Origin of the sequence: Streptomyces sp. NPDC096311 (assembly GCF_044763085.1) — a bacterium.
In the GTDB taxonomy this organism is placed as follows: Bacteria; Actinomycetota; Actinomycetes; order Streptomycetales; family Streptomycetaceae; genus Streptomyces.
Window position 1 is genome coordinate 287,144 of sequence record NZ_JBIWFN010000005.1, and the last position, 15,194, is coordinate 302,337.

Below are 15,194 nucleotides of genomic sequence, written 5' to 3' on the forward strand. Positions count from 1 at the left end.
GGTGGGTGGGGGGTCTGGTGGTTCCCCCCCCGCGTCCTCATTCTTGGGGGCCCCCCGCCCCCGGCGGGGGGGGGGGGGGGGGGGGCGGGGGGGGGGGGGGGGCCCCCCCCCCCCCGGGGCCCCCCCCCGCCCTGGTTCACCTCATGAACCGCCCCCCAACAGGCCCGCCGCCCGCGCCCAGCGGTATTTGGCGCCGAGCACGGCCACCGGCTTCTCCGTCGTGTACGGGTACGCCACGACCCCCCGCTCGTACAGGTACTGGCAGGCCTCCTCGACCTCGACGTCACCCGCGAGCGACGCCACCACGGGCTTCTCGATGCCGCGCTCACGGAATTCGGCCACCACGCGCGCGGTGAGCTCGGCGAAGACCATGGGCGGGGTCACGATGGTGTGCCAGTAGCCGAGGACGAGCGCGTGGATGCGCGAGTCCTCCAGGCCCAGCCGGATCGTCGCCTCGTACGTCGACGGCGGCTCGCCCCCGGTGATGTCCACCGGGTTGCCCGCGGCCCCGAAGGGCGGGATGAACGCCCTGAAGGACGCGTCCAGGTCCGGCGGGATCTCCATCAGGGACAGACCGTTGTCCGTCACCGCGTCGGACAGGAGCACACCGCTGCCGCCCGCACCCGTGATGATGACGACGTTGCCGCCCCTGGGGGTGGGAAGTACGGGCAACGCGCGCGCGTACTCCAGCATTTCGTTCAGTCCGGGAGCCCGGATGACGCCGGCCTGCTTCAGGATGTCCTCGTACACGGCGTCGTCGCCCGCGAGCGCGCCCGTATGAGAGCCGGCGGCCTTCGCCCCGGCGGCCGTACGCCCCGCCTTCAGGACGACGACCGGCTTCTTCGGGACCGTCGCGCGCGCCGCCTCCACGAAGGCGCGGCCGTCCTTCAGGTCCTCCAGGTGCATCGCGATGCACTGGGTGTGCGGGTCCTCACCGAACCAGGTGAGCAGGTCGTCCTCGTCCAGGTCCGACTTGTTGCCGAGCCCGACGATCGCGGAAACACCCGTCTTCGTAGTGCGCGCGAAGCCCAGGATGGCCATCCCTATGCCACCGGACTGCGAGGTGAGCGCGACACCGCCCTTCACGTCGTACGGTGTGCAGAACGTGGCACACAGGTCCTGCCACGTCGAGTAGTAGCCGTAGATGTTCGGCCCGAGCAGCCGGATCCCGTACCGCTCGGCGATGGCCACGATCTCGTCCTGGAGCTCGTGCTCGCCGGTCTCCGCGAACCCGGAGGGGATCAGTACGGCGTTGGGGATCCCCTTGCGTCCCACCTCCTCCAGGGCCGAGGCCACGAACTTGGCGGGGATCGCGAAGACCGCCACATCCACCTCACCGGGAACGTCGGTGACACTCTTGTACGCCTTGCGGCCCTGAATGTCATCGGCCTTGGGGTTCACCGGGTGGATCTCGCCGGAGAAGCCCCCGTCGACGAGGTTGCGCATGACCGAATTGCCGATCTTGCCCTGCTCGTTGGAGGCACCGATCACGGCCACGGACGAGGGCTCCATCAGCCGCCGCATCGACGTGAGGATCTCCTCGCGCGTGTACTTGCGCCGCTCCTTGGGGACCGAGTCCGCGAGGATCACCCGGATGTCCGCGGCGACCGCGCCCTCCGGAGTGGCGATCACCGGGTTGAGGTCCACCTCGGCGATCTCGGGGAAGTCCGCGACGAGTTCGGAGACCCGACGGATCTGCTCGGCGATCGCCCACCGGTCCACCGGCGGCGCGCCGCGCACCCCGCGCAGGATCTCGGCCGCCCTGATCGAGTCCAGCATCGACAGCGCCTCGTCGGCGTCCACGGGGGCGAGCCGGAAGGTGACGTCCTTCAGGACCTCCACCAGCACCCCACCGAGCCCGAAGGCGACGACCTTCCCGAAGGTCGGGTCGGTCACCGCCCCGACGATGACCTCCTGCCCCTGAGGGAGCAGTTCCTGGACCTGGACGCCCTCGATGCGGGCCAGCGGGTCGTAGGCCCGCGCGTTCTCGACGACCTTGTGGAAGGCGGCGCGTACGTCCGCCGCGCCCTCCACACCCACGATCACGCCGCCGGCGTCGGTCTTGTGCAGGATGTCCGGCGAGACGATCTTCATCACCACGGGCCCGCCGAAGCGCGCCGCGTACGCCACCGCCTCGTCGACGTCCGTCGCCAGCTCCTCACCGGGGACGGCGATCGCGTACGCGTCGGCGATCACCTTTCCCTCGGGCGCGGTGAGCGCGCTCCGCCCCTCGGCCCGCACGGCGTCGAGGAGCGCGCGCACCCTCACCATCCGGTCTTCGGCCATCACTCAGATCACTCCGTTCGACTTGAGCAGGCGAAGTTCCTCGTCGCCGAGGCCGAGCTCGCCGATGTAGACCTCTTCGTTGTGCTCGCCGAGCAGCGGCGAACTGGTCACGTCCACGGGGGAGTCGGAGAGCTTCAGCGGGCTGCCCACGGTCACGAACTTGCCCCGCTCGGGGTGCGGCACCGACACGACCATCTCGTTGGCGACCAGCGACTCGTCCTCGATGATCTCCTTGGTGGACAGGATCGGGCCGCACGGGATGTTGTGGGCGTTGAGCTTCTCCAGCACCTCCCACTTGGGGAGCGTGGCCGACCACTCCTCGATGAGCTGGAACATCTTGGTGAGCTGCGGCAGCCGGGCCTCCGGGGTCGCCCACCCGGGATCGTCCGCCAGCTCCGGCCGTCCGATGAGCTCGGTGATCGGCTTCCAGCCGACGGGCTGCACGATGACGTACACGTAGTCGTTGGGGCCGCCCGGAGCGCACTTGACCGCCCAGCCCGGCTGGCCGCCGCCGGACGCGTTGCCGGAGCGGGGAACCTCGACGCCGAAGTCGTCGTTGGGATATTCAGCGAGCGGTCCATGTGTCAGTCGCTGCTGATCGCGCAACTTCACCCGGCAGAGGTTGAGCACGGCATGCTGCATGGCCACGTTGACCCGCTGCCCGCGCCCGGTGTTCTCCCGCTGGTACAGCGCCGCGAGAATCCCCGCCACGGCGTGCACGCCCGTGCCCGAGTCACCGATCTGGGCCCCCGTCGCCAGCGGCGGCCCGTCCTCGAAACCGGTGGTCGACATCGACCCGCCCATGGCCTGCGCGACGACCTCGTACGCCTTGAAGTTGGTGTACGGGCCGTCCCCGAACCCCTTGATGGAGGCATAGACGATCCGCGGATTGATCTCCTGGATGCGGTCCCAGGTGAAGCCCATGCGGTCGACCGCGCCGGGTCCGAAGTTCTCGACCATGACGTCGGAGCGCCGGATCAGTTCGGTGAGGATCTCCTTGCCGCGCTCGGTCTTGGTGTTGAGGGTGATGCTCCGCTTGTTGCAGTTGAGCATCGTGAAGTAGAGGGAGTCGACGTCGGGAAGGTCGCGCAGCTGCTTGCGGGTGATGTCGCCGGTCGGCGCCTCCAGCTTGACGACGTCCGCGCCCAGCCAGGCCAGCAGCTGCGTGGCGGACGGACCCGACTGGACGTGCGTCATGTCGAGGACACGGACGCCTTCGAGCGCCTTGGTCGACGTTCCGGTGATCGGGGTCATCGGGGGCACCTCACTTGTACATCGTCTGGTTCATGGTTCCGGGGGCGTACGCGTCCGGGTCGACCCAGACGTTGATCAGCGACGGCTTGCCCGACTCCCGGGCGCGCTGGAGCGCCGGGCCGATGTCGGCGGGGTCGCGGACCTCCTCGCCGTGACCGCCCAGCATCTGCGCGAACTTGTCGTAGTGGACGTCGCCGAGGGTGTTGCCGACCCGCTCGCGCTCCAGGCCGTACTTCTGGGCCTGGCCGTAACGGATCTGGTTCATGGAGGAGTTGTTGCCGACGATGCCGACGAAGGGGAGGTTGTAGCGGACGAGGGTCTCGAAGTCCCAGCCGGTGAGGGAGAAGGCGCCGTCCCCGAAGAGGGCGACGACCTCCTTGTCGGGCCGTGCCTGCTTGGCCGCGAGCACGAACGGGACGCCGACGCCGAGCGTCCCGAGCGGGCCCGGGTCCATCCAGTGCCCGGGTGACTTGGGCTGGACGACCTGCCCGGAGAAGGTGACGATGTCGCCGCCGTCCCCGATGTAGATCGAGTCCTCGGTGAGGAAGTCGTTGATCTCGCTGACCAGGCGGTACGGGTGGATCGGTGAGGCGTCCGACCTCAGGCTGGGCAGCCGCTTCTCGATGGCCGTCTGCTCGGCGGCCCGTAGCTCGTCCAGCCACTCCTTGCGCTTCGACGCGCCGCCGTTGAGGCGCCCGGAGGCCGCCTCGGTGACCGACTTCAGGACCAGACCCGCGTCGCCGACGATGCCGAGGTCGATGTCCCGGTTCTTGCCGACGGTCCGGTAGTCGAGGTCGATCTGCACGACGGTCGCGTCCGGGGAGAGCCGCTTGCCGTAGCCCATGCGGAAGTCGAAGGGCGTACCCACGATGACGATGACATCGGCGTTGGAGAAGGCGTACCGGCGTGAGAGCTGGAAGTGGTGCGGGTCCCCGGGCGGCAGCGTGCCGCGCCCCGCGCCGTTCATGTACGCCGGGATGTTGAGGGTGCGGACGAGTTCGATGGCGGACGCGGTGCCGCGCGTCGTCCATACCTGGCTGCCCAGCAGGATCGCGGGTTTCTCGGCGTGGACGAGGAGGGCGGCGAGCCTTTCGATCGCCTCGGGGTCTCCGGCCGAGCGGGTCGAGGCCCGGTAGTGGCCGGCGGCCGGGATCCGGGCCTTGTCCACCGGCACCCTGGCGTCCAGGACATCGCGCGGGATCTCCAGGAAGGAGGGGCCGGGCGCGCCGTGGAAGCACTCCCGGAACGCCATCGACACCATGTCGGCGGCGCGCGCCGTGTCCGGCACCGTCGCCGCGAACTTGGTGATCGGCGTCATCATGTCGACGTGCGGCAGGTCCTGCAGGGACCCCATCTTGTGCTGGGTGTGCGCCCCCTGGCCGCCGATGAGCAGCATCGGGGACTCGGCGCGGAAGGCGTTCGCGACGCCGGTCACGGCGTCGGTCGTACCGGGACCCGCCGTGACGACGGCGCATCCGGGCTTGCCGGTGATGCGTGCGTAGCCGTCGGCGGCGTGGGCGGCGACCTGCTCGTGACGGACGTCGACGACCTCTATGCCTTCGTCGACGCAGCCGTCGTAGATGTCGATGATGTGGCCGCCGCACAGGGTGTAGATGACCTCCACACCTTCTGCTTTGAGTGCCTTGGCGACCAGATGCCCACCGGAGATGGAGTCCTGGCTGATGTCGTCGGGCATGGCGAAGTCCTGTCCCTTCGTAGGGGGTTGGAACGCTCTCGCGGTACATTGCATACAGTCGACGAATACTGTATGAAGCTTGTTATCCCGCATCCGGTGGGTGGTGTCCAGGGGGCGTGCGGCACTTTCAGTCAGGAGCCGGTGATGGACCTGTACGAGCACCAGGCAAGGGAACTCTTCGAGGAACACGGCATCTTGGTGCCGAGGGCCGAGGTCACGGACTCGCCCAAGGAGGCACGCGCGATCGCCCGCCGGCTCGGCGGCCGAGTCGTCGTGAAAGCCCAGGTGAAGACCGGTGGACGCGGCAAGGCGGGCGGCGTCAGACTCGCCGCCGACCCGGCCGCCGCCGAGCTCACGGCACGTCAGATTCTCGGTATGGACATCAAGGGCCACACGGTCGGCAAGGTGATGCTGGCCCAACCGGTGGACATCGAGAGCGAGTTCTACGTCGGATACGTCCTCGACCGCGCCGCCGGACGCTTCCTCGCGATCGCGTCGGCCGAGGGCGGCATGGACATCGAGGAGGTGGCCGCGAGCCGCCCGGAGGCAGTGGCGCGTGTTCCCGTCGACCCGGCCGTGGGCGTCACCTCGGCGAAGGCGACCGAGATCGCCGAGGCCGCGGGGCTGCCCCCGGAGACCGTCGACGTTCTCGTACGCCTCTGGGAGGTGCTGACCCGCGAGGACGCCGTGCTCGTCGAGGTGAACCCCCTCGTACGCACCGCCCAGGGACAGATCCTCGCCCTGGACGGCAAGGTCACCCTCGACGACAACGCCCGCTTCCGCCAGGCGCGTTGGGGTGATCAGGAGGCCGTGCACGACGACCCCCTGGAGGCGGCGGCCGCGGCCAAGGGCCTCAACTACGTCAAACTGGACGGCGAGGTCGGCATCATCGGCAACGGCGCGGGCCTCGTCATGTCGACGCTCGACGTGGTCGCGGGCTGCGGCGCCCGCCCGGCGAACTTCCTCGACATCGGCGGCGGGGCCTCCGCACAGATCATGGCCGACGGCCTCTGGGTGATCCTCTCCGACCCGGCCGTGAAATCGGTCTTCGTCAACGTCTTCGGCGGCATCACGGCCTGCGACGCGGTCGCCGACGGCATCGTGCGGGCGCTGGAGACCGTGCGGTTGACCAAACCCCTCGTGGTCCGCCTCGACGGCAACAACGCCGTCCGTGGCCGCGCCATCCTCGACGGCCGCGCGCACCCCCTGGTCCAGCAGGCCACCACCATGGACGACGCCGCACACCGCGCGGCCCGGCTCGCCACCACCGGCTGAAGGAGGAACAGGACATGGCCATCTTTCTCACCAAGGAGAGCAAGGTTCTCGTCCAGGGCATGACCGGCGGCGAGGGCATGAAGCACACCCGGCGGATGCTCGCCGCCGGCACGGACGTCGTCGGCGGGGTCAACCCGCGCAAGGCGGGCCGGACCGTCGACTTAGACGACCGTGCGGTGCCCGTCTTCGGCTCGGTGCGCGAGGGGATGGCGGCGACCGGCGCCGACGTCACCGTCGTGTTCGTACCGCCCGCGTTCGCCAAGGCCGCGGTGACCGAGGCCGCCGACGCGGGCATCGCGCTCGCCGTCGTCATCACCGAGGGCATCCCCGTCCACGACTCCGTCGCCTTCCACGCGTACGCCGCCACGAAGGGCACCCGCGTCATCGGCCCCAACTGCCCGGGCCTGATCACTCCGGGGCAGTCGAACGCGGGCATCATCCCCGCCGACATCACCAAGCCGGGGCGCATCGGCCTGGTGTCCAAGTCGGGCACGCTGACCTACCAACTCATGTACGAACTCCGCGACATCGGTTTCTCGACATGCGTGGGCATCGGCGGCGACCCCGTGGTCGGCACCACCCACATCGACTGCCTGGCCGCCTTCCAGGACGACCCGGACACCGAACTCGTCGTCCTCATCGGCGAGATCGGCGGCGACGCCGAGGAGCGGGCCGCCGCGTACGTCCGCGACCACGTCACCAAGCCCGTCGTCGCCTACATCGCCGGCTTCACCGCGCCCGAGGGCAGGACGATGGGCCACGCGGGCGCGATCGTCTCCGGCTCGGCAGGCACCGCACAGGCCAAGAAGGAGGCCCTCGAGGCGGCCGGAGTACGGGTGGGCGGCACGCCGACCGAGACGGCCCGGCTGGTGCTGACCCGACTGGAGTCGGAGCGTGTCGCCGCACAGGGGTGAGATGAGACGTCACTCATAGTTGATGTGAGGTGACTGTCACGAGCGGAGCCTCCTCAGTACCTTCCTCCGTACGTACGCGACCACCCTGCGCGTACGAACCCTTCCCTCCGTGCGGACGCGACCACCGTCCTCCTCCGCACGGATGCGACCACTCCTCGTCCGGGCCCGTGCACCATGCAGCTCGGCAGGAGCCAGGCACCTCCCGCCCCCGACTGTGCACCGAGAGCGGAGACATCCGAATGGCATCCACCCTCAACACCCCCCTCGCCCTGAAGTCCGGTACGTCCTGGGCCGACGCCTGGCAGCGCTGCCTCGCCGTCGCCCCCGAGGCGTTCCAGGAGGACCGCGTCCTCAATCTCTGGGACGCCTCCTGGCGGGCGGACGGCCGGGCACTGCCCGCCACCAGCCCGGTCGACGGAAGCCCCATCGCGGGCCCGCCCCGGCTGAACGCCGCAACCGCCCACCAGGCCGTACGGGCCTCACTCGACCAGCACCGGGCCTGGCGCCATGTCCCGCTCGCCGAACGACGGGCGCGCGTCGCGGCCACCCTCGACGCCCTGACCGAGCACCGCGAGCTGCTCGCCCTCCTCCTCGTCTGGGAGATCGGCAAGCCCTGGCGACTCGCGCAGGCCGACGTGGACCGGGCGATCGACGGCGTGCGCTGGTACGTCGACGGCATCGAGCCCATGGTGGACGGCCGGACTCCGCTCGAGGGGCCGGTGTCCAACATCGCGAGTTGGAACTACCCGATGAGCGTGCTCGTTCACGCAATGCTGGTACAGGCATTGGCAGGGAACGCGGTCATCGCCAAGACCCCGACCGACGGCGGCGTCGCCTGCCTCACCCTGGCCGGCGCGCTCGCCGCACGCGAAGGGATCCCCGTCACCCTCGTCAGCGGCAGCGGAGGCGAGCTGTCGGAGGCACTGGTCCGCGCGCCCGAGATCGGCTGCGTCTCCTTCGTCGGCGGCCGTGACACGGGCGCAGCGGTGGCCACCGCCGTCGCCGACCTGGGCAAGCGGCATGTACTCGAACAGGAGGGACTCAACACCTGGGGCATCTGGAACCACACGGACTGGGACGCACTGACGGCCGTCATCCCCAAGCTCTTCGACTACGGCAAACAGCGCTGCACCGCCTACCCGCGATTCGTCGTCCAGCGCTCGCTGTTCGACGAGTTCCTCGCCGCCTACCTCCCCGCCGTCCGCACCCTGCGGGTCGGTCACCCACTGGCCGTCGAGCACCCCGAAGACCCCTGTCCCGCGCTGGACTTCGGGCCCGTCATCAACGCGGCCAAGGCGAAGGAGCTGCACGACCAGGTGGCCGAGGCCATCGACCGCGGCGCCGTCCCGCTGCACCGCGGCAAACTGACCGACGCACGCTTCCTGCCCGGCCAGGACACGGCGGCGTACGTCCAGCCGGTCACGCTCCTGAACCCGCCGCCGTCCTCACCGCTGCACCACGCGGAGCCCTTCGGCCCGGTCGACACCATCGTCCTGGTCGACACCGAGGCGGAGCTGCTCGCCGCGATGAACGCGTCGAACGGCGCGCTCGTCGCCACGCTGTCCACGGACGACGAGGCGACGTACGCCCGACTGGCCCCGCAGATCCGCGCGTTCAAGGTCGGCCGCGGCAAGCCCCGCTCCCGCGGCGACCGCGACGAGCTCTTCGGCGGCCTCGGTGCGTCCTGGCGCGGCGCCTTCGTCGGCGGCGAGCTGCTCGTGCGCGCCGTCACGCAGGGGCCGGCGGGGGAGCGGCTGCCGGGCAACTTCCCCGAGTACCAGCTCGTTCCGTGAGGTGAGGGCGGGCGGTACCCGCCTCAGGGCGCCGCCTGCCCTCTCGGACCCCTGCGGACTCCCGCGATGATCTCGTCCACCAGCCAGCGGGCGACACCTGGTGGGTAGGGCTGGGGCAGACTGAGTACGACATGGTTCACGCCGATGCCGATGAGGTCGGCGACGGTGGCGCGGGTGGCGGCGGGATCGTCGTACGAGACGACGACCTGTACGGAACGGGTGATCTCGTGCGGATCCCGTCCGATGTCCGCACAGTGCGCGTCCAGCACACGACCGCGCTCGGCGACGAACCCGACGTTGTTGTGCGGCGGTCCGGGGACGTTCCAGATGTCGGCCTGCTCGGCGACGAGCCGCAGCAGTCGAGTTCCCCAGCCGCCGATCAGCAGGGGTGGCCCGGGCCGCTGCACCGGCTTGGGCTCGTTCCGCGTGCCCCGCAACCGGTAGTAACGCCCCTCGAAGTCGAAGGAGTCGTCCTCCGTCCACATCCGGCGCAGGATCTCGACCGTCTCGCCGAGCCGGGCGACCCCCTCGCCCGGCGGGACGAGGGAGATCCCGTACGCCTCGTACTCCGCGATGGCCGGATTTTCGCCGGCGATCCCGCCCGTGCCGGGCGGCTGGTGGGTGCCGCCGACACCGATGCCCATGACCAGCCGACCGCCGGAGATCACGTCCACGGTCGAGGCCATCTTCCCGAGGACGGCGGGCGGGCGGATGCGGTTGCTGGTGACGAGGAGCCCGAGCCGCAGCCGCTCGGTCTGCGCGGCCAGGGCGCTGAGCAGCGTCCAACCCTCGTGGATCTGGCCGTCCTTGGGGCCGCGGAGCGGAAGCAGATGGTCCCAGAGCCAGGCGTCCTCGATCTCGGGCAGGGCGTCGGCCTCCTGCCAGACGCGGCGGATGTCGTCGTAGGAGACGTGCATGGGGGTGGTCTTGATACCGAAGCGCACGCATTGATCGCTCATATCGCTCAGCGTAGACAATCATCAGCAGAGCTGATAATCAGTCTTGGGTACAGTTCCCGGCATGACCGGTGAGCGCCCTTCCGTACCTCCCGTACCTCCCATGCGTCATGTCCCTCCCGTGCCCCTTGAGTCCCGGCTCGGCTATCTGCTCAAGCACGCCCAGCAGCGGCTGGCGCGGGCTTCCGCGGAGGCGCTGGCGCCGTTCGGGATCGACGGCCACGAGCTCGCGGTGCTGGCGGTGCTCGTCGCCGAGTTCCCGTTGTCGCAGGTCGAGGTGGCCGGACGGCTCGGCGTCGACCGCACCACGATGGTTGCGCTCATCGACGGTCTGGAGGATCAGGGGCTGGTCGAGCGGCGCCGCAGTCCTCAGGACCGGCGCAAGAACATCGTGGAGCTGACGCCCGCGGGCCGGGACCGCCTCGAGCGGGCCGAGGGTGCGCGGCTCGCGATGGAGCGGCGCTTCCTCGAGCCGCTGGACGAGGAGGAGGCGGCCGCGCTCGTGCGGGCCCTGCGGATCCTGGTGGTGGAGGAGCGTCGGAACGCGGAGTGAGGGTGCGGGTCCGGGACTGTTCGACCCTCCGCTCTGGTGGCCCTTGGTGATCATCGCGTCACCCGCGGTAAGTCGCCGGATGCCCCCTCGTTCGGCCTCGCGCAGGTGCTCCCACGGCCCGGATATGCAGGTGAAAGGCGCTCTGAAACCTTGGTATTGTTGTCCATGTCGCCGCGGGGAACACCCCCGGTCAGGCGGCAGACACCTAGTCCGGGTGGCGGAATGGCAGACGCGCTAGCTTGAGGTGCTAGTGCCCTTTATCGGGCGTGGGGGTTCAAGTCCCCCCTCGGACACAACCACTGATGACACGGTGACGAGGGCCTCAACCTTACGGTTGCGGCCCTCGTTGCGTGTTCGTAGCTGATGACGATGCCCAGGGCTTCGTAGAGTGGGCCTTTCTTGTGCGCGTCGGCCGGAGCGCGTCGCCGGTGAGCGACGCGGACAAGAAGATCGAGAAATTGACGCTGAGCCACCAACTCGCTGTCATGTAGCGGCAGATCGACAGGCCACGGGTCGCCCCGGCGGATCGTGCTTTCCTTGCTGCACTTCTCCACCGGCCGCCCAGGCTCACGTTGCGGCAGCTGGACCTGATCGTCTCGCCGGAGACAGCGGAGTGGATCCGCCGGCAGGGCATGCTCGTCAGCGGCGGCTCGAATGCTCCGCCCAGGCGACCTGAATCCTTGGTGGCGCTCTGCCCCACCTGGCTCTGGTCTTACCTGTCGTTGATCTCGGAGAGCCATGCTGTGTCCTCCGGGTCCGGCGCATCGAGGCCGGGTGCGGGCAGCCAGCGGACATCGCCGGTGCGCAGGGCGACCGTGGCTCGTGGCCGCATCGGCCCGTGGCTCCTGCGTGAGAGCAGGACGAGTTCCCAGACGGTCGCCGTTATGGCGTCGAGCCGGGTGGCGCAGTCGGCGCTGACTCGCTGCGGATCCCGGGTCCGGCCCAGGGACAGATGCGGGGTGAAGTTCTCGGCGGGCCCACGACAGCGCGGGAACCGCTGCCGCAGTACGCGGTGCAGGTCCGCCCACGGCGCCTTGCCGGCTGCTGTCGGGTCGAGCCACACGGTGAAGTACGCCCTGTGCCGGAAGGTGCGTAGCCCTTCCAGCCGGGCGGTGAAGACCGGCGTCCGGGCCGTCGCCGCGGCGAGCAGCGGGGCGGCCCGCTCGAAATCGGGCTCCGGCACGAAGCCGAAGAGCACATTGACGTGCGGCGGCCAGCGGTGGATCTGCGGATCGTAATCCCGGCGGATGTCCTGGATCGGCGGCCACAGGTCCGCGGGCGGGATCCAGGCCACCGCGGTGTCGGCCGTCGGGGACACGTCGAGGACGCCGACGGGTTCGCCCCCGCCGAAGCCCAGGTCCGCTTGCGGGTCCCGCACCCGGCCGGCGCCCGACGCGTCGATGCGGTCCACACCCGTGGACCGGTCCCAGACCACCTCGCCGTCCGCCTCGATGAACACCACCCGGTGCCACGGGATGTCGCCCCCGGGCACGAAGGAAGGCAGCGGGATGCGTTTGGTGGCATCCCCGCGCTGGCTGATCCCCAGGACGAACCGGGCCGGGGCGAACCGCGGGTCCCAGCGGACCCGGTGATAGATCTCGTCACTGGTTCGCATCACGCCTCCTCTCCCGCCTTCACACCTTCTCCTCCAGGGTGCCGCTCACCCTGTCCTGGACGGTTGTCCCGCTCGGACCGTGACGGATCAGGTGCGGTGCGTGACGGAGCCGGTGTATGTCGAGACGAGTCGTCTCGTATCGGCGATCGGTGCTGGCAACGGGTGCAGAGGGCGACCGTGGCGGAAGGGATCCAGGTTCCTGTGCGTGGAGCCGCGTGGAGCCGCGTCGAGCCGCGTCGAGCCGCGTGGTGTCAGTTGGTCGCGCTTCCCGCGACCCACTCGCTCCACGGCATGTTCCAGTCGCTGAGGCCGTTGTCCGGGGCCAACGTGGTCTTGTCCGCGGAGTTCTTGATGATCACGACGTCACCGATCATCGAGTGGTCGAAGAACCACGCGGCGGGCTGCCTGCCGTCGCCGCCGCCCCTGACGTCCTTCAGGCCCACGCAGCCGTGGCTGGTGTTGACCTTGCCGAAGACCGAGTCGGCACCCCAGTAGTTGCCGTGGATGAACGTGCCCGTGTCGGTCAGGCGCATGGCGTGCGGTACGGCCTTGAGGTCGTACGAGGGCTTGCCGTCCTTCTCCGTGAGGCCGACGGTCGCACCGTTCATATGGATCTGCCTGAACTTCTCGGAGATGACCATCTGACCGTTGTACGTCGGGTGCTCGGGGCTGCCGGACGAGATCGGGATGGTTTTGATCGTCTTGCCGTCCCGTACGACGGTCATCTGCTTCGTCTTGGCGTCGACGGTGCTGATCTGGCCCCGGCCGATCTTGAACGTGACCGTCTTCTGGATGCCGTGGCGGTTGAGCTCGACGGTGACGGTGGAGCCGGACTTCCAGTAGTTCTCGGGGCGGAAGTCCAGGCGGTTGTCGTTGAGCCAGTGACCGACGACCTGCTGGCCGCTGCTGGAGCTGACCTGGATCTCCGACTCCACGGCGGCCTTGTTGCTGATCGCCTTGTCGAAGTTGACCGTCACCGGCATGCCCACGCCGACGGTCGAGCCGTCCTCGGGGGAGAGGTGCCCGATGAAGTTGTTGGCCGGGGAGACCGTGGTGATCGTGGCGTTCCCGGTGACGGAGCGGCTCTGGGCGTCCTCGGCCTCCGCGGTGACCTGATACCTGGTGGCCCGCTCCAGCTGGCCGTTCGGCTGCCAGGACGTCCCGTCCGCGGACACGGTGCCCGCAACCTCGGCACCGGTCGCGACGGCGGTCATGGTCACCTTGGTGAGCTTGCCGTTGCTGACGGTGACCTTGACGGGGTTGTTGATCCCGACGCTGTGGGCACCTTGCCTGGGCGTGATCTTTATTCGGGCATCGGAAGCGTCCTGGGTGCCCGTCCGATCTGCCTGCGCCTGCGCCTGCGATTTCGGGTCGTTCCCGGGGCCGTTGTCGCTGGTGGCAGCGTTGCTGGTGCCGCCTAGGGCCGTGAGTGCGAGTACGCCGCCGAGTACGCCGGCCGTAGCCATCAGCCCGGTGCGTCGCTTACGTGCCGTGATCAAACGCTTCTCCCATGCCACTGGTCGTTGAATCCCTGGAGCCGGTTACCTGAGGTGTGCAACCAGCTCTAAAGAACCACATTTATGCATTCGTCCATACTTGAGGGAGTAAATTGTGGCGAATTCCACGTGCAGTGAGAACGTCGCCGAGGCTCTGCCCGGCGGCCGGATGGCGCGCGTGGCACCCCGGCCGCCTTCGCGGGCGACAGCCCGCGACGCTGGAGGTCGGCGTCGAGGCCGAGGGCATCGCGCGCGTCGTCCGGGAGGGGTGCGCGCACCGTCCGTTGCCGGCAGCGGCGGCGCTGCTACTTTTCGGTCCGGGTGCGTGTGGGGGTGGGGGTGGGATGGACGTTCTGGGAATCGACGCCTGCGGCAAGCAGGGGTGGGTGGGGATCCGGCTCACGGACGGCGGGTACGCGGGGAGCCTGGTGGCCGTATCCCTCGATACGCTGATCGAGCGTGCCGGTGCGGTACAGGCAATCGCGGTGGACATGCCGCTGGGTGTTGTCGAGAAGGGCTGGCGTGCCGCCGATCTCGCGGCCAGGGCGCTGCTCGGGATACGACGCAGCAGCGTTTTCCTGATCGCGCCAAGGTCGGCATGGCAGGAGCCTGATTACGTGGCGGCCGCAAACCGGTGCCAGGAGCTCACCGGCAGTCGGCTGAGCCGGCAGGCGTGGGCGCTGGCCCCGAAACTTCTCGAGGCTCGGGCGTGCTGGCTCGCCGATGAGCGCATCCACGAGGTGCACCCCGAGGTGTCGTTCTCCGCCTTGGCCGGCGGGGTGCCACTGGCGTACGCCAAGAAGACCTGGCGCGGCCAGAACCTGCGCCGCGCACTGCTGGCCGAGGCCGGACTCGTGCTCCCGGACGAGCTCGGAGAGGCTGATCGGATCGCCGTGGACGATGTACTCGACGCCGCTGCCGCTGCCTGGTCGGCGCACCGGATCGCACTCGGGATCGCCGAGCGGGTTCCCGCGGTGTCCGAGCTGGACGCAGCGGGCCGCCCCGTCGAGATTCGCTACTGACTGATCGTCAAATAACGGGCGTCCTCGTCAGGATGCGAGGAAACCGAGTTGCTGGACGACTCGACACATCATTGCCCATGTGCTCGTTTCATGGGCAGCAGGGCGAAGTGGCACCCACCTTCGGCTTCCGGCCGGGCGTGGGCGCTATGTCGTTCCGGCCGGTCAGGTATCAGATGTCGGGCATCAGATGACAGGTATCAGATGTCAGCTGGCGCAGATGTCAGATGGCACCCCGGCCGCCTGAGCATCTCCCCGCCACCCACCCCACGCCCACCACGTCCCCCGGGCCCGCAGCGATCGCCGCCCTCATGGCCCTGAGCCTGATCCCGGCGCG

Annotated in this window: 11 protein-coding genes and 1 tRNA gene; 6 read left to right on the top strand and 6 right to left on the bottom strand. The window is 69.5% G+C overall.

The window, feature by feature from the left end:
- Positions 1-141 precede the first annotated feature (141 nt).
- Genes ACIRA5_RS15495 through ACIRA5_RS15505 form a run of 3 tightly spaced genes read right to left on the bottom strand, consistent with a single transcriptional unit; the run spans position 142 to position 5,236 of the window.
- A complete protein-coding gene (locus ACIRA5_RS15495; protein WP_403691037.1) occupies positions 142-2,286 on the bottom strand; it encodes an acetate--CoA ligase family protein in 2,145 nt (714 codons plus the stop codon).
- A gap of 3 nt (positions 2,287-2,289) precedes the next feature.
- Complete coding sequence (gene frc / locus ACIRA5_RS15500) at positions 2,290-3,540, bottom strand: formyl-CoA transferase (RefSeq protein ID WP_403691038.1); 1,251 nt, start codon at positions 3,538-3,540, stop codon at positions 2,290-2,292.
- Positions 3,541-3,550: 10 nt separating this feature from the next.
- Positions 3,551-5,236 carry a thiamine pyrophosphate-binding protein gene (locus ACIRA5_RS15505; RefSeq protein ID WP_403691040.1) on the bottom strand — a complete coding sequence of 562 codons (1,686 nt, stop codon included), beginning with the start codon at positions 5,234-5,236 and terminating at the stop codon, positions 3,551-3,553.
- 144 nt (positions 5,237-5,380) lie between these two features.
- On the opposite strand from ACIRA5_RS15505, the gene sucC reads away from it, so the two are divergent.
- The 3 genes from sucC to ACIRA5_RS15520 all read left to right on the top strand — a co-directional run bounded on the left by sucC (position 5,381) and on the right by ACIRA5_RS15520 (position 9,218).
- Positions 5,381-6,511, top strand: coding sequence for an ADP-forming succinate--CoA ligase subunit beta (gene sucC / locus ACIRA5_RS15510; RefSeq protein WP_403691041.1), 1,131 nt, complete (start codon positions 5,381-5,383; stop codon positions 6,509-6,511).
- A gap of 14 nt (positions 6,512-6,525) precedes the next feature.
- Entirely contained in the window at positions 6,526-7,425 is a 900-nt protein-coding gene (gene sucD / locus ACIRA5_RS15515; protein ID WP_403691043.1) for a succinate--CoA ligase subunit alpha, read from the top strand.
- A 239-nt stretch (positions 7,426-7,664) separates the two neighbouring features.
- Positions 7,665-9,218 (top strand): aldehyde dehydrogenase family protein, encoded by a 1,554-nt coding sequence (locus ACIRA5_RS15520; protein WP_403691044.1) that lies wholly within the window; start codon positions 7,665-7,667, stop codon positions 9,216-9,218.
- A 23-nt stretch (positions 9,219-9,241) separates the two neighbouring features.
- On the opposite strand, the gene ACIRA5_RS15525 is transcribed toward ACIRA5_RS15520, so the two are convergent.
- Entirely contained in the window at positions 9,242-10,177 is a 936-nt protein-coding gene (locus ACIRA5_RS15525; RefSeq protein ID WP_403691045.1) for an LLM class flavin-dependent oxidoreductase, read from the bottom strand.
- Positions 10,178-10,277: 100 nt separating this feature from the next.
- Between ACIRA5_RS15525 and ACIRA5_RS15530 the strand changes: the two genes are divergently transcribed.
- Together ACIRA5_RS15530 and ACIRA5_RS15535 are read left to right on the top strand one after the other, a co-directional pair.
- Complete coding sequence (locus tag ACIRA5_RS15530; protein WP_403691046.1) at positions 10,278-10,727, top strand: MarR family winged helix-turn-helix transcriptional regulator; 450 nt, start codon at positions 10,278-10,280, stop codon at positions 10,725-10,727.
- A 208-nt stretch (positions 10,728-10,935) separates the two neighbouring features.
- Positions 10,936-11,020 (top strand) — tRNA-Leu (locus ACIRA5_RS15535).
- 419 nt (positions 11,021-11,439) lie between these two features.
- Here ACIRA5_RS15535 and ACIRA5_RS15540 read toward each other — a convergent pair.
- A complete protein-coding gene (locus ACIRA5_RS15540; protein WP_403691048.1) occupies positions 11,440-12,342 on the bottom strand; it encodes an RNA repair domain-containing protein in 903 nt (300 codons plus the stop codon).
- 251 nt (positions 12,343-12,593) lie between these two features.
- The gene (locus tag ACIRA5_RS15545) at positions 12,594-13,808 is read right to left on the bottom strand and encodes an Ig-like domain-containing protein (protein ID WP_403691335.1); all 1,215 of its coding nucleotides are present in this window, start codon (positions 13,806-13,808) and stop codon (positions 12,594-12,596) included.
- A gap of 374 nt (positions 13,809-14,182) precedes the next feature.
- Between ACIRA5_RS15545 and ACIRA5_RS15550 the strand changes: the two genes are divergently transcribed.
- The gene (locus ACIRA5_RS15550; protein WP_403691049.1) at positions 14,183-14,860 is read left to right on the top strand and encodes a DUF429 domain-containing protein; all 678 of its coding nucleotides are present in this window, start codon (positions 14,183-14,185) and stop codon (positions 14,858-14,860) included.
- Positions 14,861-15,194: the final 334 nt, after the last annotated feature.

Coding starts and splice junctions, on each gene's coding strand:
- ACIRA5_RS15540 (WP_403691048.1), bottom strand. CDS start 12,342: ATGCGAACCAGTGACGAGATCTATCACCGGGTCCGCTGGGACCCGCGG.
- ACIRA5_RS15525 (WP_403691045.1), bottom strand. CDS start 10,177: ATGAGCGATCAATGCGTGCGCTTCGGTATCAAGACCACCCCCATGCAC.
- ACIRA5_RS15520 (WP_403691044.1), top strand. CDS start 7,665: ATGGCATCCACCCTCAACACCCCCCTCGCCCTGAAGTCCGGTACGTCC.
- sucD (WP_403691043.1), top strand. CDS start 6,526: ATGGCCATCTTTCTCACCAAGGAGAGCAAGGTTCTCGTCCAGGGCATG.
- ACIRA5_RS15495 (WP_403691037.1), bottom strand. CDS start 2,286: ATGGCCGAAGACCGGATGGTGAGGGTGCGCGCGCTCCTCGACGCCGTG.
- sucC (WP_403691041.1), top strand. CDS start 5,381: ATGGACCTGTACGAGCACCAGGCAAGGGAACTCTTCGAGGAACACGGC.
- ACIRA5_RS15530 (WP_403691046.1), top strand. CDS start 10,278: ATGCGTCATGTCCCTCCCGTGCCCCTTGAGTCCCGGCTCGGCTATCTG.
- ACIRA5_RS15545 (WP_403691335.1), bottom strand. CDS start 13,808: ATGGCTACGGCCGGCGTACTCGGCGGCGTACTCGCACTCACGGCCCTA.
- frc (WP_403691038.1), bottom strand. CDS start 3,540: ATGACCCCGATCACCGGAACGTCGACCAAGGCGCTCGAAGGCGTCCGT.
- ACIRA5_RS15505 (WP_403691040.1), bottom strand. CDS start 5,236: ATGCCCGACGACATCAGCCAGGACTCCATCTCCGGTGGGCATCTGGTC.
- ACIRA5_RS15550 (WP_403691049.1), top strand. CDS start 14,183: ATGGACGTTCTGGGAATCGACGCCTGCGGCAAGCAGGGGTGGGTGGGG.